This is a genomic window from Burkholderia sp. Ac-20365, from assembly GCF_017104715.1.
Taxonomy (GTDB): domain Bacteria; phylum Pseudomonadota; class Gammaproteobacteria; order Burkholderiales; family Burkholderiaceae; genus Paraburkholderia.
The window spans coordinates 31,695-58,392 of sequence record NZ_JAAGPI010000009.1 but is presented as its reverse complement, the minus strand read 5'-3'; the positions used below and the strand labels follow the sequence as shown (position 1 = coordinate 58,392).

Here is a 26,698-nt window from a genome sequence, read left to right as displayed (position 1 = left end):
CGTTCCCACGCACTCCGCCTCACCTCGCCGGAGGAGACATGCAAGCCCTGCTGGAATCGCGTTCAAGCGAGCCCGCGCCGAACGTCGAGGCGCCGCCCGCGCAGTTCAACTTCGCATCGCACCTGTTCCGTCTCAACGACGCGCGCGCGGACAAGCCCGCCTACATCGACGACGCCGGCGTCATCACCTACGCGCAGCTCGAAGACCGCGCACGGCGCTTTGCGGGTGCGATGCGCTCGCTCGGTGTGCATCCCGAGGAGCGCATCCTGCTGGTGATGCTCGACACGGCCGAACTGCCCGTCGCATTCCTCGGCGCGTTATACGCGGGCATCGTGCCAGTCGTCGCGAATACATTGCTGACGGCCGCCGATTATCTGTACATGCTCACGCATAGCCACGCGCGCGCCGTGATTGCATCCGGCGCGTTGCTCGCACATGTCGAACAGGCCATGAGCGAAGCGGAACATGACGGCTGTCTGCTGATCGTCTCGCAACCCGTGCAGGTCGATCCGCCGTCTGGCTATGTGCTGAGCCAGTTGATCGATGGCGCCGAGCCTCTTGTGAAACCGAATGCATGCAGCGGCGACGACATCGCGTTCTGGTTGTATTCATCCGGATCGACGGGCAAGCCGAAGGGCACTGTGCATACGCATGCCAACCTGTATTGGACTGCAGAGCTCTATGCGAAGCCGATCCTCGGTATCAACGAACGCGACGTGGTGTTCTCCGCCGCGAAGCTGTTCTTTGCCTATGGTCTCGGCAATGCGCTGACCTTCCCGCTCTCGGTTGGCGCGACGGCCGTGCTGATGGCCGAGCGTCCGACGCCCGACGCAATCTTCCGGCGGCTCGTCGAACATCGGCCGACGATCTTCTATGGCGTGCCCACGCTGTACGCGAGCATGCTCGTTTCGCCCAACCTGCCGCCGCGCGCGAACGTCGCGATGCGTGTTTGCGCATCGGCGGGTGAAGCGTTGCCGCGCGAGATCGGCGAACGTTTTACCGCGCACTTCGGCTGCGAGATTCTCGACGGCATCGGCTCGACGGAAATGCTGCATATCTTTCTGTCGAATCGCGCGGGTGAAGTCGAGTACGGCACGACAGGCCGTCCAGTGCCGGGATATGAAGTGGAATTACGCGATGAAGCTGGCCACCCGGTTCCGGACGGTGAAGTCGGCGATCTGTTCATCAAGGGACCGAGCGCCGCGCTGATGTACTGGAGCAATCGCGAGAAATCGCGCGCGACTTTCCTCGGCGAGTGGATCCGCAGCGGCGATAAATATTGCCGTCTGCCGAGCGGCTGCTATCAATATGCGGGCCGCAGCGACGACATGCTGAAAGTGAGCGGCCAGTATGTGTCGCCCGTCGAAGTGGAGATGGTCATCGTGCAACATACTGCAGTGCTCGAAGCGGCTGTTGTCGGCGTCGATCATGGTGGCCTCGTGAAAACGCGTGCATTCGTCGTGCTGAAACACAGTGCCGATGCATGTGACGCACTCGCAGATGAACTCAAGTCGTTCGTCAAGGGCAAGCTCGCGCCGCACAAGTATCCGCGCGACATCGTGTTCGTCGATGATCTGCCGAAGACGGCAACAGGTAAGATTCAACGCTTCAAACTGCGGGAACAGCTCAAAAGCTGATGAATGGTATGGCAGAACCTGTGACGACCTTGCGCGATAACGCCCGAAGCGAATCGATCGCACTGCCCGCAAATGCGCAACACGGCGCGCTGGATATCGAATACCGCTGGCTCAATGCGCACCTCGCCGATGCGCCATTGGCCGTGTTCCTGCATGAAGGACTCGGCTCGGTCGCGATGTGGAAGAACTGGCCGCAGACTCTGTGCGACAGGCTCGGCATGCGCGGTCTCGTATATTCGCGCCCGGGTTACGGCCGGTCGACGCCGCGTCCGCATCACGTCAAATTGCCCGTCGACTTCATGTCGGTGCAGGCACGCGACATCCTTCCCGCGCTGCTCGATGCACTCGATGTCAGCGCCGAAGAAAGAAAGCGCATGTGGGTAATCGGCCACAGCGACGGCGGCTCAATCACGCTGCTTTATGCTGCCGCTTTTCCCGATGCACTGTCGGGTGCGGTCGTGATTGCGCCGCATGTTTTCGTCGAAGACATTTCAGTCGCGAGCATTGCCGAGGCGAAGACGGCGTACGAACAGACCGATCTGCGCAGCAAGCTGGCGCGTCATCACGATGACGTCGATTCTGCCTTCTACGGGTGGAACGATATCTGGCTGAGCGATGTGTTCCGGTCCTGGCGCATCGTCGATGAACTCGGGTGCATTCGCTGCCCGTTGCTCGCTGTGCAGGGATACGACGATCACTACGGCACGATGGCGCAGATCGATACGATCGCGCAACACGCGCCGCAAACCCAACTGACGAAGCTCGACAACTGCGGGCACTCGCCTCATCGCGATGCACCGCAGGCGCTCAACGATGCAATCGTTCAGTTCATCGAGCGGCAAACAGGCCGCGCCATGCAGAGTTGAACCTGCAGTCGACGCAATCTGGTTCGAGCGCCGATGCATGGCACTGCAGTTTTCCACAGAAACCGTTGACACCTCTGTGGACAACCTGCAGATAACGCACGCAAGTCATTGAACCGTCACGCGGAATGCGCGCTGCATCAGATGCGGTGCGCGCTGCTGCACACGTAACACAACCGCGCGGTGACGCAGCCTTACACGCATCTTTCTGCACACCCTTCCTGCGGCTGTCTGCATTTCTTTCCTCATCTCTCGCTTCACAAAAGCTACACACACGCTGGCTATCGTTACGCGTCTCTCAGCATGGCGCCGGAGGATGACGATGCCCGCACTGCACGAAACTGCACGTTGCCATCGATGCAAGCGTTTGCATCTGATGCTCGCCGTGATCGCAGCGTCGATTGCGGTTGCGGCATGCGGCAACGACTCGTCCGCTGGCACATCGCAGGAGCAACAGCAACAACATCAGCCACAGACACAAACCGCGCAGCAGCCTGTCCTCGCGACGACGTTCAACGCCGTCCCCGCGCCATCCGCGTCGCCCGCCGGCGCGACGCTTCAATCTTCGCAGCCCGAACCCGCGCACGCCCTGGCCACGTCCCCCGGCGGCGCCAGCGCAGCCGATTCCGTCGTTCTCGCACCACCCGTGATTCACACCGTCGATTGAGTTCTGCCCTTTCAGGCTCCCTGCCCCCGCATGGAAGTCCTCCCTTACCGTTTCTTCCCTCACGATCGAAGCTAACATGACCTCAAAAAACCGCCGTGATTTTCTGCGCGCAGCCGCCCAGGCAGCCGGCTCCGCCACCGCATTGACGATGCTTCCTCTCGGCATCCGCAATGCGCTCGCGATTCCCGCGAACAACAAGACGGGCAGCATCCGCGATATCGAGCACATCGTCGTGCTGATGCAGGAAAACCGCTCGTTCGACCATTACTTCGGCACGCTGCGCGGCGTGCGCGGCTTCGGCGACACGCGCGCGATCAACCTGCCGAACGGCAAGTCCGTGTGGCATCAACCGCTGGCTGGCGGCGTCGGCGAAGTGCTGCCGTTCCGTCCGACGGCGCCGAATCTCGGCCTGCAATTTCTGCAAGATCTGCCGCACGACTGGCCGACCACGCATGGCGCGTGGAACGGCGGCCGCAATGACCAATGGGTGCCGAACAAGGGCACCACGACGATGGCGTACCTCACGCGCGACGACATTCCGTTCCACTATCAGCTGGCCGATTCGTTCACGATCTGCGACGCGTACCATTGCTCGCTGATGGGCGCGACCGATCCGAACCGCTACTACATGTGGACAGGCTGGGTCGGCAACGACGGCTCGGGTGGCGGTCCCGTGGTCGACAACTCGGAACTGGGTTACGGCTGGTCGACGTATCCCGAAGTGCTCGAAGCGGCGGGCATTTCGTGGAAGATCTATCAGGACGTCGGCACCGGACTCGACGCGAATGGATCGTGGGGCTGGACGAACAATCCGTACATCGGCAACTACGGCGACAACTCGCTGCTCTACTTCAACCAGTATCGCAACGCGCAGCCGGGCAACCCGCTGTACGACAAGGCACGCACGGGCACGAACGTGTCGGCGGGCGATACGTACTTCGACATTCTGCGCAAGGACGTGCAGAGCAATTCGCTGCCGCAGGTGTCGTGGATCGTCGCGCCGGAAGCCTATTCCGAGCATCCGAACTGGCCCGCGAACTACGGCGCGTGGTATGTCGATCAAGTCTTGCAGATCCTCACGTCGAACCCGGAGGTGTGGAGCAAGACGGCGCTGCTCATCAACTACGACGAGAACGACGGCTTCTTCGATCACATGTCGCCGCCGTTCGCGCCGTCATCGAGTGCGAATGGTCTGTCGACCGTCGATACGACCAACGAAATCTATCCCGGCGGCAACAACGGGAAATATGCGCCTGGTCCCTATGGCCTCGGGCCGCGCGTGCCGATGCTCGTCGTGTCGCCGTGGTCGAAGGGTGGCTTCGTGTGCTCGGAGGTGTTCGATCACACGTCGGTGATCCAGTTCATCGAGGCGCGTTTCGGTCATGGCAAGAAGCTGTCGGAGTCGAACATCACGCCGTGGCGTCGCACGGTGTGCGGCGATCTGACGTCGGCGTTCAACTTCAAGAACCCGAACGATGCGTTCCCGACGCTGCCGTCCACCGCGTCGTACAAGCCGCAGGATCAGAACCGGCACCCGGACTATGTGCCGGTGCCGCCGCTGGTGGGCTCCGTGCCGAAGCAGGAGCCGGGCGTGCGCCCCGCGCGCGCCGTGCCGTACGAACTGTTCGTCCGTATCGACGACCACAGCAACAGCAAGCTGTCGATGCGCTTCGTCAACACGGGCGACGCCGGCGCCAACTTCCTCGTGTTCGACGCGCTGAGCACCGATGCGCCGCGCACATATACGGTCGAAGCGGGCAAGCGTCTCGTCGATCAGCTGTCGGTGAAGGCGGATGGTTCTTACGACTTCACGGTGCACGGGCCGAATGGCTTTCTGCGCCGCTTCGCCGGCAAGCAGGTTGCGCAGCACTTCTGGAACAGCCACGATCGCGCGCAGCCGGAGGTCGCCGAAGGCTACGACGTCGCGAACGGCAACCTGCAACTGCGTCTGAAAAACGACGGCAATGCGCGCTGCCAGTTCAAGATCGTCAATGCGTACGATTCGGGCAAGACGCTCACGCACACGGTGCGCGGCGGCGATAGCGACACGGTGTATCTCGATCTGCGCAACGTGTACGGCTGGTACGACCTCACGATCACGGTCGATAGCGATGCGGCGTTCACGCGGCGTGTTGCGGGTCACGTCGAGACGGGTAAGCCGAGCATGAGCGATCCGGCGCTCGGCGGACAGTAAGCGCTGTATTCGCGTGGTGCTCGACGCGTTTCGCTAGCGCCACAAGATAAAAGCCCGTGCCGTCGTAGCGACGGCACGGGCTTTTTTTGATCGCGCCGGTTTATGCGCGCTTTGGAATGTCCAGCCCTCGCACGACAGCCGGACGCGCGAGAAATGCTTCGAGCGCGCGCTTCACATGCGGGAAATCGGCGAAGCCGACCAGATCGCCAGCTTCGTAGAAACCGACGAGATTGCGCACCCACGGGAACGTCGCGATATCGGCGATCGTGTAGTCGTCGCCCATGATCCACTTGCGCGTCGCGAGCCGCTCGTTCAGCACGTTGAGCAGGCGCTTCGATTCATTGACGTAACGCTCGCGCGGACGCTTGTCCTCGTACTCCTTGCCAGCGAACTTGTGGAAGAAGCCGACCTGGCCGAACATCGGCCCGACGCCCGCCATCTGGAACATCAGCCACTGAATCGTCTCGTAGCGTTCCGATGCGCGCTGCGGCATCAGTTGACCCGTCTTGTCGGCGAGATAGATCAGGATCGCGCCCGACTCGAACAGCGGCAGCGGTTCGCCGTCCGGTCCATTCGGATCGATGATCGCCGGGATCTTGTTGTTCGGATTGAGCGAGATGAATTCCTGCGACAACTGGTCGTTCGTGTCGAAGCGCACCAGATGCGGCTCGTACGCGAGACCCGTTTCTTCCAGCATGATCGACACCTTGACCCCATTGGGCGTGGGCAGCGAGTAGAGCTGGATGCGCTCAGGATGCGCAGCGGGCCATTTGGTCGCGATCGGGAATACGGATGGATCCGGCATGAAAGGTCCTTGTCAGTGTGTATCGTCAAACAGGGACCAATATAGACGGGTTGGGTCGGCTTTGCTTGCGGTCGGACGGTGAGGCTCTTGCCTGCCCGGTCGCGCGCAGAATCAATCGACGCGCGGCGCCGGTGCCTGTGCGTTCGATGGATCGAACAGATGCGTGAGCGTACGCACGCTGAGATAGCCAATAAACAGATTCGCGCCGATGAACACGGGCACCGACAGCGTCTGCGCGGGCGGCACACCCGCCTGTGCGAGTTTCATGCAGGCCACCGTCGCCGACGCGATACCGAACGTGTAGGCCCACCATGACGGCGAGAACGGATTTTTCGTCAGCCAGCCACCTAGCCGCAAACCGATCAACAACTGAAAAAGGCCGTAGCCGAGCAGCATCACGATCCAGTGATCGACGGAACCCGGCTGCAATACCAGCGCGGCTGCCGCGCCGACGACAGGCGGCGCGAACTGGATACCGAGCAGCGGCCGCTGCTCGGGCGGCAACGATTCACCGTGCCAGAGCCGGTAGATGATGAGCGGCTCGATTGCGAGCCACGAGAAAATGCCCGCGCCGAACAGAAGCCAGCCCCATTCGGGACGGCCCATCGCCGCGAGCGCCGCGGCGCCCGTGAAGTTGCCGGCGACGGTCGGCAGATACAGCGTCGGTGCCGTGTCGAGCATGTCGCGCCCGCCCTGCCACAGCATGCCCGTATGCCAGAGCGCGAACGCAAGGTGCCACGCGAGCCCCGCCACGGCGAGTGCCGCTGCAAGCCCGCGAGAGTACGGCAACACGGCCTGCACGATCAGCAAGGTCGACACGCCGAGCAGCGCAGCCGTGCCACCTGCGACGGGATGCGTGAATTCGTCGACGACTTTGGCGGGATGACGCAATGCGTGCAGCGCGTACGCGATCAACAGGCCGCACCACACGAGCGTCGCGAGCAGCAGAATCGCTTCGCCGACGGCGGCGCTCACATGCCACATCCGCGCCGCCACGCGCCACGACTGGCCAAGACCTGACAGGCCGAGCACGATGCTGAAGAGCGAAGCGGAAATCGGGTTGCTTTTCATGTGGCGGGTCGAGCGGACTGCGAGCAAAACGCGTTGCGTCGCGCTGCGGTACGCAGAGCTAGGTGGTGCAACGCAAGCGCGTCGGGCCGTTCATCTGCAATTGCGCAGAGTATGCCCTCGATGCGTGGCTTTCGCCCGTCGGATGACGTAACCGGGATCCATCAATGCAAGAAGCGTCGAACGCTGGATGGCGCTTGCAACGGCGCCTGAGCGCGTCTCGCTTGCCGGATTCACACGGCGTTGCGTGCCTCCGTTGTGGCAACGTGTCGCAGCAATGCCGAGCCGCATGCACACGTCAATGCCGATGCCGGTGATGGATATCCGGAAAATGCGCGTGCGTGTGCGTGACGGGTACATGCCGATGCGGATGCACATGCGGCTCCGTGCCGTCCCAATCGAAATCGTGCTGATGCCGATGATGCTCGTCGTGCCGATGACGATGACTGTGTTCGAGCGACTCGTGCGTGTGCTCGTGCATATGACGCTCGCGCAGATGCAACCAGACGCCCAGCGCCATGCATACAGCCGCGATCCAGAAAAACGTCGTTGGCCGCTCCGGCCACAGCGCAAACGAAATCGCCACGCCGAACAGCGGCGCCACCGAGAAATAGGCACCCGTGCGCGCCGTACCCAGATGGCGAAGAGCGACGACGAACAGGACAAGGCTCACGCCGTAGCCAACCAATCCCGCCACCATCGATGCCGCGATCAGACCAGGCGCCGGCACATGCGCGCCCAGCGACAGCGCAATGCCCGTGTTCACGACACCCGCGACCAGTCCCTTGATGCAGGCAATGAACATCGCGTCGTTGGTCGAGACCTTGCGCGTCAGGTTGTTATCGATCGCCCAGCACAGGCATGCGGCGGCGACCAGCAAGGCGGGCGCGCCCGCGCCTTCACTACCCGGCTGCCATGACAGCAGTACGCCGCCCACGACTATCGCCATCATGCCGAGACAAATCTGCGTATCGACGTTCTCGCGAAACACCAACCAGGCGATCAGTGCCGTGAACACACCTTCGAGATTGAGCAGCAGCGAAGTCGTGGCTGCAGGCGTCGCATTCAGCCCAAACATCAGCAACGCCGGTCCCGCAACGCCGCCCGCGACGATCGCGCCGATCAGCCACGGAATCTCTTTCAGCGGCATAACCGGCTCGTTCTGCCCGCTCGAGTCCGGCGCGCGACGCATACGGCGCACGAGCATCGCAATGGCAAGCCCGCAGCCACTGCCGAGATAAAACAGACCCGCGACCATGAACGGCGACAGTTGGCCGAGCAGCGCCTTCGCAAACGGCGTCGTTGCGCCGAACAGGACGGCCGCGAGAATCGCCGTGAATGCGGCGCTGTGACGTGTGTTCATGGTGAACCTCGTGTTGCCTTGAACCTGTCGATCCATTTCCTTTCATCGACGCCCGACGCGGCGGCGAATGCAAACAGACTGCACCCCGCCGCCGCCGTGCGTTATCCGGCGCTGACGCGCTCGCCCGCCTCACGATTGGCCGCATCCCCCGCCACCCGGGCGAGGACAGGCGCCAACGCCTGCCCCGTATGGCTCGACGCGACGCGCACCAGACCTTCCGGGTCCGTCGACGCGACGATCGTCCCGCCGCCCACGCCGCCTTCCGGGCCCAGATCGATAATCCAGTCCGCTTCGGCGATCACGTCCAGATCGTGTTCAATCACGACGACGCTGTGTCCCGCGTCGGCCAACCGGTGCAGCACGCGAATCAGCTTGGCGACGTCGGCCATATGCAGACCGACGGTCGGCTCATCGAGTACATACAGCGTGTGCGGCGCCTTCTGTCCGCGACGCGTAATGTCGTCGCGCACCTTGCTCAGTTCGGTCACGAGCTTGATGCGCTGCGCCTCGCCTCCCGACAACGTCGGCGACGGCTGACCGAGCGTCAGATAGCCGAGCCCGACGTCCTTCATCAGTTGCAGCGGATGCGCGATGTTCGACATCGACGAGAAGAATTCGACGGCCTCGTCGATTTCCATTGTCAGCACGTCGCCGATATTCTTGCCGCGCCACGTGACCGCGAGCGTTTCGGGGTTGAAGCGCTGTCCGTGGCAGACATCGCATGGCACCTTCACGTCGGGCAGGAAGCTCATGCCGATAGTGCGCACGCCTTGCCCTTCACATGCCGGACAGCGACCGTCGCCCGTATTGAAGGAGAACCGCGACGCCGTGTAGCCGCGCGCACGCGCTTCGAGCGTATCGGCGAACAGACGGCGGATCGTGTCCCACACGCCAATATAGGTGGCGGGACACGAACGCGGCGTCTTGCCGATCGGTGTCTGATCGACTTCGAGTACGCGGTCGATCGACTCGTAACCACTGATCGATGAGCAGCCCTGCCATGCGTGCGTGACATTCAGCGACGGCCGGGGTGCGCTGCGCGCGAGCACGCTGGCGCGACGGTTCGTAGCGGGCGCGTCCTCTGTCTGCGCAGCCTTGCGAGCACGGCGCACCGCGGGCGACGACAGCACCGAACGGCCAACGGCATCAAGCAGATTGGTCATCAGCACGTCGCGAGCGAGCGTCGACTTGCCGGATCCGCTCACGCCCGTCACCGCGACGAGACGCCCGAGCGGGATACCAACCGTCACGTCGCGCAGATTGTGCAGCGTTGCGCCGTGTACGGTGAGCCACTTTTCGGGCACAGCCTCTGCTCGCTTTGTCGCGAGCGAAACGGGACGGCGCGCCTGCAACGGATGCAGGATCGGCTGCGCGAGAAACTGACCTGTCAGCGAATCGGACTGTGCGGACAGATCGCCGACGCGCCCCTGCGCGACCAGCGTGCCGCCGCGCTTGCCCGCGCCCGGCCCGATGTCGATGATATGGTCCGCGCGACGGATCGTGTCTTCGTCATGCTCGACCACGACCAGCGTATTGCCCTTGTCGCCGAGCTTGCGCAGCGCGTTCAGCAGAATCTGGTTGTCGCGTGGATGCAGGCCGATAGTTGGCTCGTCGAGCACATAACAGACGCCCTGCAGATTGCTGCCGAGTTGAGCCGCGAGCCGGATCCGCTGTGCCTCACCACCCGAGAGACTCGGCGCGGCGCGGTCGAGACTCAGATATCCGAGTCCCACTTCCTCCAGGAACTGCAGACGGCTGCCGATTTCGCTGATCACGTCGCGTGCGATTTCCGCATCGCGTCCGTTCAGTTCGAGCCCGTCGATCCAGTGGCGCGTATCCGATACAGTCCATTGTGCAACGTCGACGATAGGTGTATCGCTGAACGTGACCGCACGGGCAGACGGATTCAGACGCGTGCCGTGGCAATCCCGACACGGCTCGTCACCCACGCCCTCCGGCTCCTGCTCGTCCGACGGCAAGGTCTGTTCGCGGCCGCGGTTATCGTCGACGAGCACGGTGTCGTCATACGCGGCGCGTTGTTCGCGCGTCAGTGCGAGACCCGTGCCAACGCACGTCGTGCACCAGCCATGCTTGCTGTTGTAGGAGAACATGCGCGGATCCAGTTCGGGATAGCTGGTTCCGCACACGGGACACGCACGCTTGACCGACAGCACCTTTACTTCGCCGACATGCGCCGTCGGCCCGTTGCGTGTCATCGCATGTTCCAGTCCATCGAGCGGCGCGAGCAGATGCATGACACCCTTGCCCGCCTCAAGCGTCTGCTCGAGCAGCCGACGCAACTCGGCTTCCTTGTCCGCCGATACGACAATATCGCCGACAGGCAGCTCGATCGTATGCTCGCGGAAACGATCGAGTTTCGGCCACGGATCGACGGGGACGAATTCGCCATCCACACGCAGATGCGTATTGCCGCGCGCCTTTGCCCACTTTGCGAGATCCGTGTAGACGCCCTTGCGGTTCACGACGAGCGGAGCGAGCAAGCCGACGTGCTGACCTTTGTGATCGCGCATCAATTGCGCGACGATCGACTCGACGCTTTGCGACGTGACGGGCGCGCCGTCATGAACGCAGTGCTGGATGCCGAGCTTCACATACAGCAGGCGCAGGAAGTGCCACACCTCAGACGTGGTCGCGACCGTGCTCTTGCGTCCACCACGCGACAGACGCTGCTCGATTGCGACGGTGGGCGGAATGCCATACACGGCGTCGACTTCAGGACGTCCGGCGGGTTGCACGATGGAACGCGCATACGCATTCAGCGATTCCAGATAGCGGCGTTGCCCTTCATGAAACAGGATGTCGAATGCGAGTGTCGATTTGCCCGAACCGGATACGCCGGTGATGACGTTGAATTTTCCATGCGGAATATCGACGTCCAGCGCTTTCAGGTTGTGCTCGCGCGCGTTCACGATACGCACGACGTCTTCGCCTTCCACCGCGCGCCGCGCGCGCGCTGCGTTCAGCGCCGTCTGCAGCGGCATGCCATGCGCAGCGGCTTCGGCTTCTTCCGCTGCCTCAGTCGGATCGACGGGTAGGCCCATTGCCCGGTCGTATTGCACCAGCGCTTGGCCCGTGTGCGACCCCGCACACTGCTTGACGTCTTCCGGCGTGCCCGCGCAGACCACCAGACCGCCCGCATCGCCGCCTTCGGGGCCGAGATCGATCAGCCAGTCAGCGGCGCGGATCACGTCGAGATTGTGCTCGATCACGATCAGCGAATGACCGCCTGCCAGCAGCTTGCCGAAGGCCTGCATCAGCTTGGCGATATCGTCGAAGTGCAGACCCGTGGTCGGCTCGTCGAACATGAACAGACGTGCCGGCACCTGCTTCGCGCCGCCGCGCGCCGTCTGCGCCTGGGCAGTTTCTGCGAGGAAACCCGCGAGTTTCAGACGCTGTGCCTCGCCACCCGACAGCGTCGGCACCGGCTGGCCCAGCTTCACGTATTCGAGACCGACATCGACGATAGGCTGCAGCACGCGCAGCACCTCGCCGTCCGCGGCGAACAGGTTAACCGCCTCATGCACGGTCAGTTCGAGCACGTCCGCGATACTCAGCGCACGCCCGCCGCGCTCGATTTTTACTTCGAGCACTTCGGGCCGGTAGCGGCTACCGTCGCAGTCCGGACAACGCAGATAGACGTCGCTCAGGAACTGCATTTCGATATGCTCGAAGCCCGAGCCGCCGCAAGTCGGACAACGTCCGTCGCCCGAGTTGAAACTGAACACACCCGCCCCGTATCCGCGCTGCAGCGCGAGCGGCGACTTCGAGAACAGCTTGCGGATTTCGTCGAATGCGCCGACATAGCTCGCTGGGTTGGAGCGCGTGGTTTTACCGATCGGCGACTGATCGACGAAGATCGCGTCGCTGATCTGCTCGACGCCCGTTAGCGCACGATGCGCGCCCGGCGATTCCGTCGCCTTGCCGAGTTGTCGTGCCATCGCGGGATACAGCACGTCCTGGATCAGCGTCGATTTGCCGGAACCCGATACACCTGTCACGCACACGAGACGCTGCAGCGGGATTTCAACCGTTACGTCACGCAGATTGTGCTGACGCGCGCCTTCGAGCACGAGACGCGGCGTACTTTTGTCAACCGGGCGGCGCGCCCAGTGCGCTGCATCGGCGACATGCTTGCGCCCGCCCAGATACTCCCCCGTCAGCGTGCCTGCCGAACGGATCTTCTCAGGCGTGCCGTCGTAGATGATGCTGCCGCCGCGTTCGCCCGGCCCCGGTCCCATGTCGATCAGGCGATCGGCAGCGAGCATGACTGAAGGATCGTGTTCGACCACGACGAGCGTATTGCCTGCATCGCGCAGACGCTGCATCGCCTCGACGATCCTGTTCAGGTCGCGCGGATGCAGGCCGATGCTCGGCTCGTCCAGCACGAAAAGCGTCTTGGTCAACGATGTGCCGAGCGCAGTGGTCAGGTTAATACGCTGCACTTCGCCACCCGACAGCGTACGGCTCTGGCGATCGAGCGTCAGATAGCCGAGGCCGACGTCACACAGATATTTGAGGCGCGTGCGCACTTCGGCCAGCAGCAGCTTCAGCGCGTCGTCGAGCAGCGCGCTCGGCAACGTGATGTCGTCGAAGAAACGCCGGATGCGCTCGATGGGCAGCAGCATCAGATCGTGCACCGTCAGCCCTGGCAACGCTTCGAGCTGCGCACGATTCCAGTCGACGCCGCGCGGCAGGAAGCGCTGCACCGGCTCCAGCACTGCGTCGGCGTTCTGCTTCGAACCGAGGCGCCAGAGCAGCGATTCCGTCTTCAGACGCGCACCGCCACATGTTTCGCACGGCGTGTAGCTGCGATACTTCGAAAGCAGCACGCGAATGTGCATCTTGTACGCTTTCGACTCCAGATAGCCGAAAAAGCGCTTCACGCCGTACCACTGTTTTTGCCACTCGCCGTCCCAGTCAGGCGAACCGTTGATAACCCAGTCGCGCTCGGCCTCCGTGAGTTCGGACCAGCGGGTGTCGCGGCGGATGTTGGCCTTCGCCGCGTAGCGCATCAGGTCGTCCTGACACTCTTTCCATGCGGGCGTCTGCATCGGCTTGATCGCGCCGCCGCGCAGCGTCTTGCGTTCATCGGGGATCACGAGACCCAAGTCGACGCCGATTACCCGCCCGAAACCGCGGCATGTGTCGCATGCGCCGTACGCCGAATTGAACGAGAACAGCGCGGGCTGCGGGTCGGCGTAGCGCAGATCGCTCTCCGGATTGTGCAGGCCGGTGGAGAAACGCCAGATCTGCGGCTCGGCCTGTTCGCCCTCCTGCGCCTGCGGCAGCACGTAGACGTTCACACGACCGCCGCCGCGCTTGAGCGATGCCTCGATCGCCTCGATCACCCGCGCCTTTTCCACCTGATGCAGGCGGAAACGGTCGGCCACGACGTCGAGCACCTTGCGCATGCCCGTGGGTGACGAGACCTCGCGCTGTGCCTGTACGCGCGTATAGCCGCTCGCGGAAAGCCATTGCTCGACTTCCGCCTCGCTGGTCGATTCCGGCAGCTCGACCGGAAAGGTCACGACGACTCGCGGATCGTCCGCGGCTGTGCGTGCGTCCAGTTCGGCATAAATCGTTTCCGGCGAATCGTGACGAACGGCCTGTGCGGTCTGGCGGTCGAAAAGCTCCGCCGCGCGCGCGTAGAGCAGCTTCAGATGGTCGTTCAGCTCCGTCATCGTGCCGACCGTCGAACGGGAACTACGCACCGGGTTGGTCTGGTCGATAGCGATGGCGGGTGGCACGCCGTCGACGCGGTCGACCTGAGGCCGGTCCATCCGGTCGAGAAACTGCCGCGCGTACGCGCTGAAAGTTTCGACATAGCGCCGCTGCCCTTCCGCGTAAAGCGTGTCGAACACGAGGCTCGATTTACCCGAGCCCGACGGCCCCGTCACGACGGTCATTTCGCCCGTGTGAAGGTCGAGGTCGACGTTCTTCAGGTTGTGCTGGCGTGCGCCACGAATTCGGATCGTTCCGTTAGATGACAATTTGCCTGTCCGTCTGAATGAGTTGGCCGGGGCATCATGGCGGGCGGAGTGCGGCCACGTGTGCTCGTGCGGCGAAGTTCGTGCGGCGTGCGAAGGCTGCTTCGTGGCAGGTCGCTGCGCCGGATAGGTGGATACTATACTGTATGTTTATACAGTTTTGCACGCCGATTGCACGACGATAACGCGGTGAACGGCATAAGCCAAATGACCTCTTTGTGACGCGACGGACGGCGTGTGGTTCAGCGCGGAACTGAGTCAATCCTGGCGCGGGCCAGCATGGGCTGAAAAAGAAAAACCCGGTGGAGCACCGGGTTGGAATGGCCGTCCCCTACCAGTCTTCGGGCGAAGGCTGGTCAGCCGCATGCCACACGCCATCTGTCACCTTGCGGCGGTCGAATGCGCATCGACGATGGTCTTCGTCTGGTTCGCCCCCCGGCGGACCACGAAGCGTCGGACGACTCCTCGCAGCAACTCTTGCATCGTCCGAACGCCCAAACAATGTATGAGTGCAGGCTTAACGGAAACTTAAAGCGCGACGTGCTCGCTGAGCAGAATGCGGTGAGCCACACAAAAATCTTGCCGATGCGCCCCTCACGCTAGTGGAAGTTCGATACGCGCTGCCTATCATTCTTTGGAACGCCGAGGTGGCGGCATCGAATCTCGGATTCAGTCGGACGAATCCGTGTCGATGCAGGCTCCCGAGCGCCGCGATCCGCAGCGCCCGTCACGGTGACGGCTTGCCACTAGCCGGCATCGTCGCGAGTGAGGTGGAGGTGCGCAATGAAGTTCATAGTTCAGTGGAACGGGCTGCCGACGACACAATCATCGGCCGTTGAGCGCTTCATGAAATCGGGTGGCGCCCTGCCGCCCGACGGCATCAAGATGCTCGGACGCTGGCATACGATCGGCGAGTTGAGCGGCTTTGCGATCGTCGAGTCCGATAGCAGCGCACCGTTGGCTGCGTGGGTGCTCGACTGGGGCGACCTCTTCACGTTCAGGGTAACGCCCGCGCTCACCGACGAGGAACTCGGCGCGGCATTGGGTGCGTTTCAGGCGGGAAAGTGAGAGGATCGTTTCGTGCATCGCGGTCATCGTTCATGCTGATCCGGGCGCGCACGGATTAATCAGGATAACGACATAGTTCACGATGAACGAGCAAACACGACAAGGCATCGCGCAATAGAAAAAAGGACTTACGGTTTTCACCGTAAGTCCTTTTTGTCCATCTGGTCGGGGCGAGAGGATTTGAACCTCCGACCACCTGCACCCCATGCAGGTACGCTACCAGGCTGCGCTACGCCCCGAAAGCAAGAGAGTATAACAGACACTTCTTGCGAATAGAACTGCAACAATCAATCTCGAGACAACAAATCCTTCAATGACCAAGCAGGTCGATCACCTGCAGCAACTCTTTGCGCAACTGATCGACATCCACCGTCGCCGTCGTCGCAGGCTGGACGACCGTCCCTTCGACGACCTCGCCTTCGACTTCCGCACCCTGCCCAGCACCATGCGAATCGAGCCGGTTGCGTGCGCCGTTGATCGTGAAGCCCTGCTCGTACAGCAGCTCGCGGATCCGCCGGATCAGCAGTACTTCATGATGCTGATAGTAGCGGCGATTGCCTCGACGCTTCACCGGCCGCAACTGCGTGAACTCCTGCTCCCAATACCGCAGCACATGCGGCTTCACGCCGCATAGTTCGCTGACTTCACCGATCGTGAAGTAGCGCTTCGCGGGAATCGGAGGCAAGACGACTTTTTCGATCGTCGCTGTCATCGTCAGTTAGCGGTCTGTAGACCGTCGTAGTGGTTGCGCGGGTGCGCGAATGGATCAGCGCGCGAAGCTCTCTTCAGCGCCGTTCTCGACCAGCGCCTTCAGCTTTTGACTTGCATGGAACGTCACGACGCGGCGCGCGGCGATAGGAATCGCCTCGCCCGTTTTTGGATTTCTGCCTGGACGCTGCGGCTTGTCGCGCAACTGGAAGTTGCCGAAGCCGGACAGCTTCACGCTGTCGCCGCTCTCCAGCGCGTCGCGAATCACCTCGAAGAACGCTTCGACCATGTCCTTCGCTTCCCGCTTGTTGAGCCCGACATTGTCGAACAGCAGCTCGGCAAGCTCAGCCTTGGTGAGCGTCGGTGCTTCGGCCGACGCGCTGGAGGTTGAGGTAGGAATATCGCGAATCATGGCGCTACGCTGCGCCGTAAGAAGGGCTTCGAAATCACTCGAGTTCATTTCATTCATATCTGTCAAATGGCGCGTCTACCAGAACGGAACTTGCGGAAAAGCCGTTATCGGTTATCCGCGCAACCGGGCGCCATACACTCGAGCAAGACGATCCACCAAAGTCTGAATGGCCAGATCGACCGTTTCATCCTGAAGGGTCCCACCAGTATCTTGCAAGGTTACACGGAACGCAAGGCTTTTCTCGTGCGCTGCCAGCCCGCCGGAAGTATTTGATTTTGCACGAAATTCATCGAAAAGCGCAACCCTTTGAATGGTCTTGCAAGCCTCTTCCGACAGCGCCTTTTGCATCTCGTCAAAGAGCGCCTGAACTTCGATTTTCTGATCGACGACGATCGCGATATCGCGGCGCACGGGCGGGAACTTCGACACTTCGGTCGGGCTCGGCAGCGCGCGCTGCATCAACGCTTCTGCTTCGACTTCGAACAGGATCGGCGCATGCGGCAGATCGTACTTCTGCATCCAGCGCGGGTGCAGCTCACCGATCCAGCCGATCGCGCGTCCATCGAGTTCGATGCGCGCGCTACGTCCCGGATGCAGCGCCGGATGCTCCGCCTTCACAAAACGCGCGTCAGCGGGTGCGAGCAGCGCTTCGAGGTCGCCCTTCACGTCGAAGAAATCGACGGCACGGGTTTGCGCGCCCCACTGCTCTTCAATCACAGGACCATAGGCCAGCGCGCCGATCATCTTCGGTTGCGCGAAGCCTTCGACAGCCAGTTCGCCCGCCTTGATCGACGCATCCTGCAGGAACACACGTCCTGCTTCGAAGACGCGAATGCGGTCCGCGCGACGGTTCAGGTTGTGGCGCAGCACGCTGATCAGGCTGCCGAAAAGCGTCGTGCGCATCACCGACAGCTGGCTCGCGATCGGATTAAGGAGCTTCACCGGCTTGTCGTTGCCTGCGAAATCCAGTTCCCACTCGGCATCGACGAAGCTGAAGTTCACCGTTTCCGCATAATCGCGAGCGGCGAGTGCGTGACGCAGCGCGTGAATCGAGCGCTGCGTTTCGTTCGTTCGGCGCATTTCGCTGCGAGCAACAGGCGGACGCGCCGGAATCTTTTCGAAGCCGTAAATGCGTGCGACTTCTTCAATCAGGTCTTCTTCGATTTCGATATCGAAGCGGTACGGCGGCGGTGTGACGAGGAAGTCTTCGCCGTCACGCTCGAACGGCAGACCGAGACGCGTGAAAATCTGCGCGATTTCGTCGGCACCGATCGCCACGCCGATGATGCGGTTCGCGCGTGCGACACGCATCTTCACGGGCGCGCGCTTCGGCACGTTGACGATCTGATCGTCGACGGGACCGGCTTCGCCGCCGCAGATGTCGAGAATCAGCTGCGTGATGCGTTCGATGTGCTCGACGGTGGTCGAGTAATCCACACCGCGTTCGAAGCGATGCCCCGCGTCCGTCGAGAAGTTATAGCGACGCGAGCGGCCACGAATGCTATCGGGCCACCAGAAAGCGGCTTCGAGATAGATGTTGGTGGTGTCGAGCGTGACGGCCGTGCTGTCGCCGCCCATGATGCCCGCGAGGCTTTCGATGTGCTGATCGTCGGCGATCACACCGACCGTCTCATCCACTTCGACCGTGTTGCCGTTGAGCAGCTTCAGCGATTCGCCGCGCTTGCCCCAGCGCACATCCATGCTGCCGTGGATCTTGTCCAGATCGAACACGTGCGACGGACGGCCGAGTTCGAGCATCACATAGTTCGAAATGTCGACCAGTGCGGAAATGCTTCGTTGACCGGAGCGTTCGAGACGCTCGACCATCCACGCCGGCGACTTGGCGCGCGCGTTGACGCCACGGATCACACGACCCGAGAAGCGGCCGCACAGGTCCGGCGCCGAGATCTCGACGGGTAACGTTTCATTCAGCTTGACTTCGACAGGCTTGATTGCGAGCGGGCGCAGCGGCGCGCCCGTGATCGCTGCCGTCTCGCGCGCGACGCCGAACACCGACAGGCAATCGGCCTTGTTCGGCGTCAGCTTGATTTCAAACACGGTGTCGTCGAGATTCAGCGTTTCGCGGATATCCTGGCCGATCGGCGTATCTTCCGGCAGGATCATCAGCCCGCTATGATCTTCCGACAGCTTCAGTTCGCGTGCCGAGCACAGCATGCCCTCGCTCTGTACGCCGCGCAGCTTCGACAGCTTGATGGCAAACGGTGCGCCGCCTTCTTCAGCGGGCGGCAGTTGCGCGCCCACCAGCGCGACCGGCACCTTGATGCCGGGCGCCACGTTCGGCGCGCCGCACACGATGTTCAGCGTCGCGCCCGTGCCGGCATCGACCTGACACACGTTGAGCTTGTCCGCGTCCGGGTGCTTGACGACTTCGAGCACGCGGCCCACGACGATCTTCGAGGTCGGCGGCGCCGCGGGACGGAGGTCTTCCACTTCGAGACCAGCCATCGTCAGGGCGTGCGACAGCTCGGCCGTCGTCAGTTGCGGATCGACAAAGGTTCTGAGCCAGGATTCCGGGAATTGCATGGTTCTGTACGTTCTAAACAGGTTGTGTCCGCATCCGGTCAATACGCAGGTATCGAACTGGAGGCGCTGTTTGCATGACGGCTGATATCTTTGCTGATCGCCGTCATGCTCTCGTCGCGTGCTATGACGCTGCTAGTTCGCCTCAGGCGAACTGGCGCAGGAAGCGCAGGTCGTTTTCAAAGAACAGACGCAGGTCCTGAACGCCGTAGCGCAGCATCGTCAGACGCTCGAGGCCGCTGCCGAATGCAAAGCCGATATAACGCTCGGGGTCGAGGCCCATGTTGCGGATCACCGTCGGGTGAACCTGGCCCGAGCCCGAAATTTCGAGCCATTTGCCGGCGTTCTTGCCCTGCTCGAACATCATGTCGATTTCGGCTGATGGTTCGGTGAACGGGAAGTACGACGGACGGAAGCGCACGAGAATGTCGTCGCGCTCGAAGAATTTCTTGAGGAAGTCGGTATAGACGCCCTTCAGGTCGGCGAAGCTGATGTTCTCGTCGATCCACAGGCCTTCGACCTGGTTGAACATCGGCGAGTGCGTCGCATCGCTGTCCACGCGGTACGTGCGGCCAGGCACGATCACCTTGATGGGCGGCGTGTTGGTGCGCGCGTAGCGGACCTGCATCGGGCTGGTGTGCGTGCGCAGCAGCAGCGGACGGCCTTCGGCGTCCTTGCCGTCGACGTAGAACGTGTCCTGCATCGAACGCGCCGGATGGTTTTCCGGGCTGTTCAGCGACGTGAAGTTGTACCAGTCGGTTTCGATTTCGGGGCCGTCGGCCACGTCGAAACCAATGCTGCCAAAAATCTGTTCGACGCGTTCCCACGTGTGCATCACGGGATGCAGGCTACCCGTGCCGGTGCCGCGGCCAGGCAAGGTAACGTCGATGGCTTCAGCGGCGAGACGCTGGTTCAGCAGCGCATCGGCCAGCGCCTGGCGGCGCGCCGTCAGCGCGGCTTCGACCTGCTGCTTGACGATGTTGATCCGCGCGCCTTCCGTTTTGCGCGTTTCGGGATCGAGCTTGCCGAGCCCCTTCAACAGTTCCGTCAATGCGCCCGACTTGCCGAGAAAACGGGCCTTCTCGTTTTCGAGCGTGGTGACGTCGGAGGCTTGTTCAAAGGCGCTTTTTGCGTCGGCGACAATCTGGTCCAGATCCATTGATCCCATCTTTTCAACGTCAGTATTCAATCGAAGTAAAACTGGTTCGACCAACAAAAAAGGGGCTCGGTGAGGAGCCCCGTTTTTGTTGCAGCGTCACCGAGACTACCGGATCTTCGCTGCAACGAACCACGCAGTACTAGATGCTAACAGCGCACTCAGGCTGCAACGGCGGCTTTCACCTGCTTGACGATCGCAGCAAAAGCAGCCTTGTCGAACACAGCCATGTCGGCCAGCACCTTGCGGTCGAGTTCGATCGACGCCTTCTTCAGGCCGTTGATGAACACGCTGTACGTCATGTCGTGCTGACGCACCGCCGCGTTGATACGCGTGATCCACAGTGCGCGGAACACACGCTTCTTGTTGCGGCGATCGCGGTAGGCGTATTGGCCAGCGCGCATGACCGCCTGCTTGGCGATGCGATAGACGTTATTGCGGCGGCCGCGGTAACCCTTGGCCAGATTGATGATCTTCTTGTGGCGGGCCCGTGCGGTAACCCCACGTTTGACTCGAGGCATGTTTCGCTCCTATGAGTGTCGGTTAAGGGTTAGGCGAACGGCAGCATCGCGCGTACGGAGTTCAGATCGGAATCATGAACTGCCGTGGCGCCGCGCAGGTGACGCTTGTTCTTGGTGGTCTTCTTGGTAAGAATGTGGCGCTTGAAGGCTTGACCGCGCTTGACGGTACCGCCCGGACGAACCACGAAGCGCTTTGCAGCGCTCTTCTTGGTCTTCATCTTCGGCATGACAGACAACTCCATTATTTGATGGACATGGGTGTGCGGTTGGCTCAGAAAGCCCTCACCCGCCCTTCGAAACCCACTCCACTTGGTATGCAGACGGCCCGCACTGCTGGCCGCTGCTTTTCGGGAAATGCGTCCACATCAACATTTCCGTGGACGTCATTCCGAAACCTGCTTCGCGTATGCCGCCTGTGACGGCATGCGCTTCAAACTTTCCGACAACCGTGCCGTGCGTTCTGAAACGCGCGGCTAGCGTCTGCTTACTTCTTCTTTTTCGGCGCCAGCACCATGATCATCTGGCGACCTTCCATCTTCGGCATTTGCTCGACCTGACCGACTTCATCCAGATCGGTGCGCAGACGTTCGAGCATGCGCATGCCGATTTCCTGGTGAGCCATTTCGCGGCCACGGAAACGCAACGTGATCTTCGTCTTGTCGCCATCTTCGAGGAAGCGGACGAGGTTGCGCAGCTTGACGTTGTAGTCACCGTCATCCGTACCCGGCCGGAATTTGACTTCCTTGACCTGGATGACTTTCTGCTTGAGCTTGGCCTCGTGCTGCTTCTTCGCTTCCTGGTATTTGAACTTGCCGTAGTCCATCAGGCGGCAGACCGGCGGAACCGCTTGCGGCGCGATTTCTACCAGATCCACGTCCTGCTGTTCCGACAGGCGGAAAGCATCAGCGAGTTTTACGATGCCGAGCGGTTCGTTGTCGACTCCGACCAGACGCACTTCAGGTGCAGTGATTTCACCGTTGATGCGATGCGCAGACTTATCAGTAGCGATGTTACGTTTCCTCTAAAAATTAAAAAAACGAGCCGCGCTGCCTGGTGGTTAGTTGAACGTCTGTACGTCCTGACGCAGACGCTCGCTGAAGGCATCGAGGGACATCACGCCCAGATCGACGCCGCCACGGGCACGCACGGCTACCGTTTGTGCATCACGCTCCTTGTCACCGACGACCAGCAAATACGGGACCTTTTCCAGCGTGTGCTCGCGTATTTTATAGCTAATCTTCTCATTGCGCAAATCGGCCTCCACTCTAACCCCTTGTTTTTGCAACGATTGGGCCAGAGATTGTGCGTATTCCGCCTGACTTTCCGCGATATTCATCACGACAACCTGCATCGGCGCCAGCCACGCGGGCATTGCACCAGCATGGTGCTCGATCAGAATACCGAGGAAACGCTCCATTGATCCGACGATTGCACGGTGCAGCATGATCGGACGGCGGCGGCTGTTGTCCTCCGCGACGTACTCAGCGCCGAGGCGTTCAGGCAGCACCATGTCGAGCTGCAGCGTGCCGCACTGCCACGAACGGCCGAGCGCGTCCTTGATGTGGTACTCGACCTTCGGACCGTAGAACGCGCCTTCGCCCGGCAACTCTTCCCAGGTCACGCCGCACGCGGTCAGCGCATCACGCAACCCTTGCTCGGCGCGATCCCAAATTTCATCCGTACCTGCACGTGCGTCCGGACGCAGCGAGAGCTTGATTTCGACGTTATCGAAGCCGAAGTCCTTATACACGCTCATTGCCAGCGTATTGAACGCGATCGATTCGCTGATGAACTGATCTTCGGTACAGAAAATATGCGCATCGTCCTGGACGAAGCCGCGCACGCGCATCAAACCATGTAGCGCGCCCGACGATTCGTTCCGATGGCATGAACCGAACTCGGCATAGCGCAGCGGCAGATCGCGGTACGAACGCAGGCCGTGATTGAACACCTGCACGTGACCCGGGCAGTTCATCGGCTTGATTGCGTAGTCGCGCTTTTCCGACTCCGTCGTGAACATGTTTTCACGATAGTTCTGCCAGTGACCGGACGCCTCCCACAGCGAGCGGTCCATGATCATCGGCGTTTTGATCTCGAGATAGCCGGCGTCGTTCACGCGACGGCGCATGTACTGCTCGACCTGCTGCCACAGCGTCCAGCCGCGCGGATGCCAGAACACCATGCCGGGCGACTCATCCTGCATGTGGAACAGGTCGAGTTGCTTGCCGAGCTTGCGGTGGTCGCGCTTTTCCGCCTCTTCGAGCATGTGCAGGTACGCGTCCTGGTCTTCCTTCTTCGTCCAGGCCGTGCCGTAGATACGCTGCAGCTGCTCGTTCTTCGAGTCGCCGCGCCAGTAAGCACCCGCGACCTTCATCAGCTTGAAGACCTTCAGCTTGCCCGTCGACGGCACGTGCGGGCCGCGGCAGAGATCGGTGAAACCGCCGTGCGAGTACAGCTTGATGTCATCGCTGGCGGGAATCGATTCAATGATTTCGGCCTTGTACTTCTCGCCGATACTCTTGAAGTACTCGACCGCCTCGTCGCGCGACACCACGCGACGCGACACCTGCTCGTCCTTCTTCGCGAGCTCCTGCATGCGCTTTTCGATCTTCTCGAGATCTTCGGGCGTGAAGGGACGGCTATACGAGAAGTCGTAGTAAAAGCCGTTATCGATTACCGGCCCGATCGTCACCTGCGCTTCGGGGAAGAGATTTTTCACCGCGTACGCGAGCAGGTGCGCCGTCGAGTGGCGAATGATGTCGAGGCCATCGGCATCCTTGTCCGTGACGATCGCAAGCGACACATCGTGATCGATCAGCGCGGACATATCGACGAGCTCACCGTCGATCTTGCCACCGAGCGCCGCCTTCGCGAGACCGGGGCCGATCGAGGCCGCCACTTCGGCGACGGTCACGGGATGCTCGTACTGTCGAACAGAACCATCGGGCAGTCGTATCGAAACCATTGCGTTCTCCGTCATGCCGGCCGGCGGCGGCACAGGCAACAAGCCATTAAAAAAATCGACCAAAAAAAATGCGGCCCCGCTTTCGAGGGGCCGCATTCGTATTCCTGCTAACTACTGCAAACACAAGGGCGAAATTGGTCCTCGACTAGCGTCGCTCCGAAACTGTTCCGGTCAACGTTCGCGGTGTCATAACCATGTTCGCTTTGTTCGCTCTTTGCGCCGAGGCGCTCATTGCAACTCGCGTTTGCGAAACCTCGGCAAACCGAAGCTTCTGATTCGTTGGTAGGCTCGATTGGACTCGAACCAACGACCCCCACCATGTCAAGGTGGTGCTCTAACCAGCTGAGCTACGAGCCTAGAGAAACGAGATTATATGGAGCCCACAGAAAGTTGGCAAGTGTTTTTATGCGGAGACATCAAAATTCCGATGCCGCCTCCGCGCAAGAGCCTACACCTTCACTTGCGCATGGCCCTGACGACGCCCGTCACTTCGCCGAGCATCGCGCACGCACGCTGGATCTGCGCCGCGCTCGATACTTCGACAGTGAATTGCATGAACGCCGCGTTGCGCCGCGACTGCGTCTTCACGCCGACCACATTCATCTTCTCGCGCGCGAAGACTTCGGAGATATCGCGCAGCAGACCTTGACGGTCGGTCGCTTCGATCGACAGATCAACGGGATAGACCGACTTGCCTCGCCCACTCATCACATCCGCGGACCACGCGGTTTGCAGCACGCGCTCGGGCGCACGCTCGGCCATGCGCAGGAACGTGGGGCAGTCGCTGCGATGAATCGACATGCCTTTGCCGCGCGTGACGAAACCCGCTATGTCGTCAGGCGGCGCCGGGCGGCAGCAGCGCGCGAGTTGTGTGAGCAACGCGTCGACGCCCACCACCAGCACGCCCGTCGACGCGCCATGCGCGACGCTCGCGCCGCTACTGCGCTTCTCGAACTGCTCGGGCGCTTCGACGACAGGCTCGGCCGGCGGCGCATCGCTCAGCGCCTGCTCGACGAGCCGCAAGCTGAACTCTTCCTTGCCGACCACCGAGAACAGATCGTCGGTGGACTTGAAGCCGAGCTTCGCAGCCAGCTGATCGAGATTGACCGAAGTCTTGCCCTCGCGCTGCAAGGTCTTTTCGACCATCGCGCGGCCCGTGGCGATGTTCTCCTGCACGTCGACCGCGTTGAACCACGCGCGCACCTTCTGGCGCGCGCGATTGCTTTGCAGATAACCAAGCTGCGGATTAAGCCAGTCGCGTGAAGGACCGCCCTCTTTCACCGCAACGATCTCGACCGTTTGCCCGTTCTGCAACGGCGTATTCAGCGGCACCATCGCGCCATCGACGCGCGCGCCACGGCAACGGTGGCCCAGCTCGCTGTGCAGGTGATACGCGAAGTCGAGCGGCGTCGCGCCTTGCGGCAGCGGAATCACACGAGCCTGCGGGGTGAGCACATAGATATGATCGTCGTCGAGCGTGGCCTGACGAAGCTGTTCCCACGGCTTGACTATGCCCTTCTCGCCCGGCTTGCCTTCGGAAACATCGTCTTTCCAGGCGAGCAGTTGACGCAGCCACGCGATCTTCTCGTCGTACTTCTCGCTGGCGCTGAATTGCCCGCCGTAGCCACGCGCACCTGCTTCCTTGTAGCGCCAGTGCGCGGCCACGCCATACTCGGCGAACTGATGCATCTCCTGCGTGCGGATCTGCACTTCGAACGCGCGACCGTCGTCGCCGATCACCACCGTATGCAGCGACTTGTAGCCATTCGGCTTGGGCCGCGAGATGTAGTCGTCGAATTCTTTCGGCACCGGCTGCCACAGGTTGTGCACGATGCCGAGCACCGTATAGCAATCCTTGATGTCCGGCACGATGACGCGAAATGCGCGCACATCGTAAAGCTCGGAGAAATCGAGCTCCTTGCCGCGCATCTTGCGCCAGATGCTGTAGATATGTTTTGGCCGGCCACTCACCTCGGCGTTGATATGCGCCGCAGCCAGCTCGTTCTGCAGCCGCGCGATCGCCTCGGACACATATGTTTCGCGCTCGACGCGTTTCTCGTCGAGCAGCTTCGCGATGCGCTTGTAGGTTTGCGGCTCTTCGAAGCGGAACGCGAGATCTTCGAGTTCCCACTTCAATTGCCAGATGCCGAGCCGGTTCGCGAGCGGCGCGTAGATATCGAGCGTCTCGCGCGCGACATCGGGTGTTGGCGTGATCTTCGCCGCAGCGTAATAGCGCAGCGATTGCAGGCGCGAAGCCAGCCGGATCAGCACGACGCGAATATCTTGCGCGAATGCGAGCAACATCTTGCGCAGCGCTTCGACCTGGGCGCGGCGCGCGGCCTGCGCATCGCGGCCCGCTTCGGGCATTGCATTCTGCGCTGCGCGCATGCTCACCGTGCCTAGCCGCAGCAGCTTGCGCACGTCGCCGACCAGTTGCGCGACTTCCTCACCGAAGTTGTCGGCGATGGTCTGCTCGGGATTCTCCAGATGCGGCGTCAGCGAAAACAGTGCCGCTGCCACGACAGCAGACGGATCGACGTTGAGCGTGCGCATAATGGACGCCGTGCCCGCCGCGTGATCCGCGAGCAATTCGCCCGATGACAGGCGTGCGTCGCCCGCGTGCTCACGCACGAACGCGAGCGCGTCGTCAAAGGACGGCGTCGGATGCGGAGCGGTCGTGACAGTATCGGTGTTCATCATGCGGCGGCCCGCGCGACGCGCG

General features: G+C 61.8%; 18 protein-coding genes and 2 tRNA genes. 5 read left to right on the top strand and 15 right to left on the bottom strand.

Annotated features, from left to right (window positions below; all coding sequences use genetic code 11):
- Positions 1–38: 38 nt before the first annotated feature.
- The 4 genes from G3O01_RS17880 to G3O01_RS17865 all read left to right on the top strand — a co-directional run bounded on the left by G3O01_RS17880 (position 39) and on the right by G3O01_RS17865 (position 5,361).
- Positions 39–1,637, top strand: coding sequence for a benzoate-CoA ligase family protein (locus G3O01_RS17880; RefSeq protein WP_205806475.1), 1,599 nt, complete (start codon positions 39–41; stop codon positions 1,635–1,637).
- Positions 1,638–1,645: 8 nt separating this feature from the next.
- Positions 1,646–2,503: an alpha/beta hydrolase gene (locus tag G3O01_RS17875; protein WP_205806474.1), complete on the top strand. Its 858-nt coding sequence runs from the start codon at positions 1,646–1,648 to the stop codon at positions 2,501–2,503.
- A gap of 319 nt (positions 2,504–2,822) precedes the next feature.
- Entirely contained in the window at positions 2,823–3,167 is a 345-nt protein-coding gene (locus G3O01_RS17870; protein WP_205806473.1) for a hypothetical protein, read from the top strand.
- Positions 3,168–3,243: 76 nt separating this feature from the next.
- Positions 3,244–5,361, top strand: a complete 2,118-nt coding sequence (locus G3O01_RS17865; RefSeq protein WP_205806472.1) for a phospholipase C, phosphocholine-specific — start codon at positions 3,244–3,246, stop codon at positions 5,359–5,361.
- A gap of 100 nt (positions 5,362–5,461) precedes the next feature.
- Here the strand turns inward: G3O01_RS17865 and G3O01_RS17860 are convergent, their stop codons facing one another.
- The 4 genes from G3O01_RS17860 to uvrA form a co-directional block, all read right to left on the bottom strand.
- Positions 5,462–6,166, bottom strand: coding sequence for a glutathione binding-like protein (locus tag G3O01_RS17860; protein ID WP_205806471.1), 705 nt, complete (start codon positions 6,164–6,166; stop codon positions 5,462–5,464).
- 111 nt (positions 6,167–6,277) lie between these two features.
- On the bottom strand, positions 6,278–7,237 hold the full coding sequence (gene tehA, locus G3O01_RS17855; protein WP_205806470.1) for a dicarboxylate transporter/tellurite-resistance protein TehA: 960 nt from the start codon (positions 7,235–7,237) through the stop codon (positions 6,278–6,280).
- A 295-nt stretch (positions 7,238–7,532) separates the two neighbouring features.
- The gene (locus tag G3O01_RS17850; RefSeq protein ID WP_205806469.1) at positions 7,533–8,597 is read right to left on the bottom strand and encodes a DMT family transporter; all 1,065 of its coding nucleotides are present in this window, start codon (positions 8,595–8,597) and stop codon (positions 7,533–7,535) included.
- A 101-nt stretch (positions 8,598–8,698) separates the two neighbouring features.
- Entirely contained in the window at positions 8,699–14,608 is a 5,910-nt protein-coding gene (gene uvrA, locus G3O01_RS17845; RefSeq protein WP_205806468.1) for an excinuclease ABC subunit UvrA, read from the bottom strand.
- 780 nt (positions 14,609–15,388) lie between these two features.
- Here uvrA and G3O01_RS17840 point away from each other — a divergent pair.
- Positions 15,389–15,673: a DUF3303 domain-containing protein gene (locus G3O01_RS17840; RefSeq protein WP_205806467.1), complete on the top strand. Its 285-nt coding sequence runs from the start codon at positions 15,389–15,391 to the stop codon at positions 15,671–15,673.
- 162 nt (positions 15,674–15,835) lie between these two features.
- Here the strand turns inward: G3O01_RS17840 and G3O01_RS17835 are convergent.
- The 11 genes from G3O01_RS17835 to G3O01_RS17785 all read right to left on the bottom strand — a co-directional run bounded on the left by G3O01_RS17835 (position 15,836) and on the right by G3O01_RS17785 (position 26,673).
- A tRNA-Pro gene (locus G3O01_RS17835) sits at positions 15,836–15,912 on the bottom strand.
- Positions 15,913–15,983: 71 nt separating this feature from the next.
- Positions 15,984–16,385 (bottom strand): MerR family transcriptional regulator, encoded by a 402-nt coding sequence (locus G3O01_RS17830; protein ID WP_205806466.1) that lies wholly within the window; start codon positions 16,383–16,385, stop codon positions 15,984–15,986.
- Positions 16,386–16,439: 54 nt separating this feature from the next.
- Positions 16,440–16,850 carry an integration host factor subunit alpha gene (locus tag G3O01_RS17825; RefSeq protein ID WP_205806465.1) on the bottom strand — a complete coding sequence of 137 codons (411 nt, stop codon included), beginning with the start codon at positions 16,848–16,850 and terminating at the stop codon, positions 16,440–16,442.
- A 54-nt stretch (positions 16,851–16,904) separates the two neighbouring features.
- Positions 16,905–19,337, bottom strand: a complete 2,433-nt coding sequence (gene pheT / locus G3O01_RS17820; RefSeq protein WP_205806464.1) for a phenylalanine--tRNA ligase subunit beta — start codon at positions 19,335–19,337, stop codon at positions 16,905–16,907.
- 142 nt (positions 19,338–19,479) lie between these two features.
- A complete protein-coding gene (gene pheS / locus G3O01_RS17815) occupies positions 19,480–20,493 on the bottom strand; it encodes a phenylalanine--tRNA ligase subunit alpha (RefSeq protein WP_205806463.1) in 1,014 nt (337 codons plus the stop codon).
- A gap of 158 nt (positions 20,494–20,651) precedes the next feature.
- On the bottom strand, positions 20,652–21,011 hold the full coding sequence (rplT, locus tag G3O01_RS17810) for a 50S ribosomal protein L20 (protein WP_004192938.1): 360 nt from the start codon (positions 21,009–21,011) through the stop codon (positions 20,652–20,654).
- A 29-nt stretch (positions 21,012–21,040) separates the two neighbouring features.
- Complete coding sequence (gene rpmI / locus G3O01_RS17805; protein ID WP_004191477.1) at positions 21,041–21,238, bottom strand: 50S ribosomal protein L35; 198 nt, start codon at positions 21,236–21,238, stop codon at positions 21,041–21,043.
- Positions 21,239–21,495: 257 nt separating this feature from the next.
- Positions 21,496–22,020 (bottom strand): translation initiation factor IF-3, encoded by a 525-nt coding sequence (gene infC / locus G3O01_RS17800; RefSeq protein WP_109480109.1) that lies wholly within the window; start codon positions 22,018–22,020, stop codon positions 21,496–21,498.
- A 48-nt stretch (positions 22,021–22,068) separates the two neighbouring features.
- Entirely contained in the window at positions 22,069–23,976 is a 1,908-nt protein-coding gene (thrS, locus tag G3O01_RS17795; RefSeq protein ID WP_205806462.1) for a threonine--tRNA ligase, read from the bottom strand.
- A 280-nt stretch (positions 23,977–24,256) separates the two neighbouring features.
- A tRNA-Val gene (locus G3O01_RS17790) sits at positions 24,257–24,333 on the bottom strand.
- A 99-nt stretch (positions 24,334–24,432) separates the two neighbouring features.
- On the bottom strand, positions 24,433–26,673 hold the full coding sequence (locus tag G3O01_RS17785; protein ID WP_205806658.1) for a bifunctional (p)ppGpp synthetase/guanosine-3',5'-bis(diphosphate) 3'-pyrophosphohydrolase: 2,241 nt from the start codon (positions 26,671–26,673) through the stop codon (positions 24,433–24,435).
- Positions 26,674–26,698 lie beyond the last annotated feature (25 nt).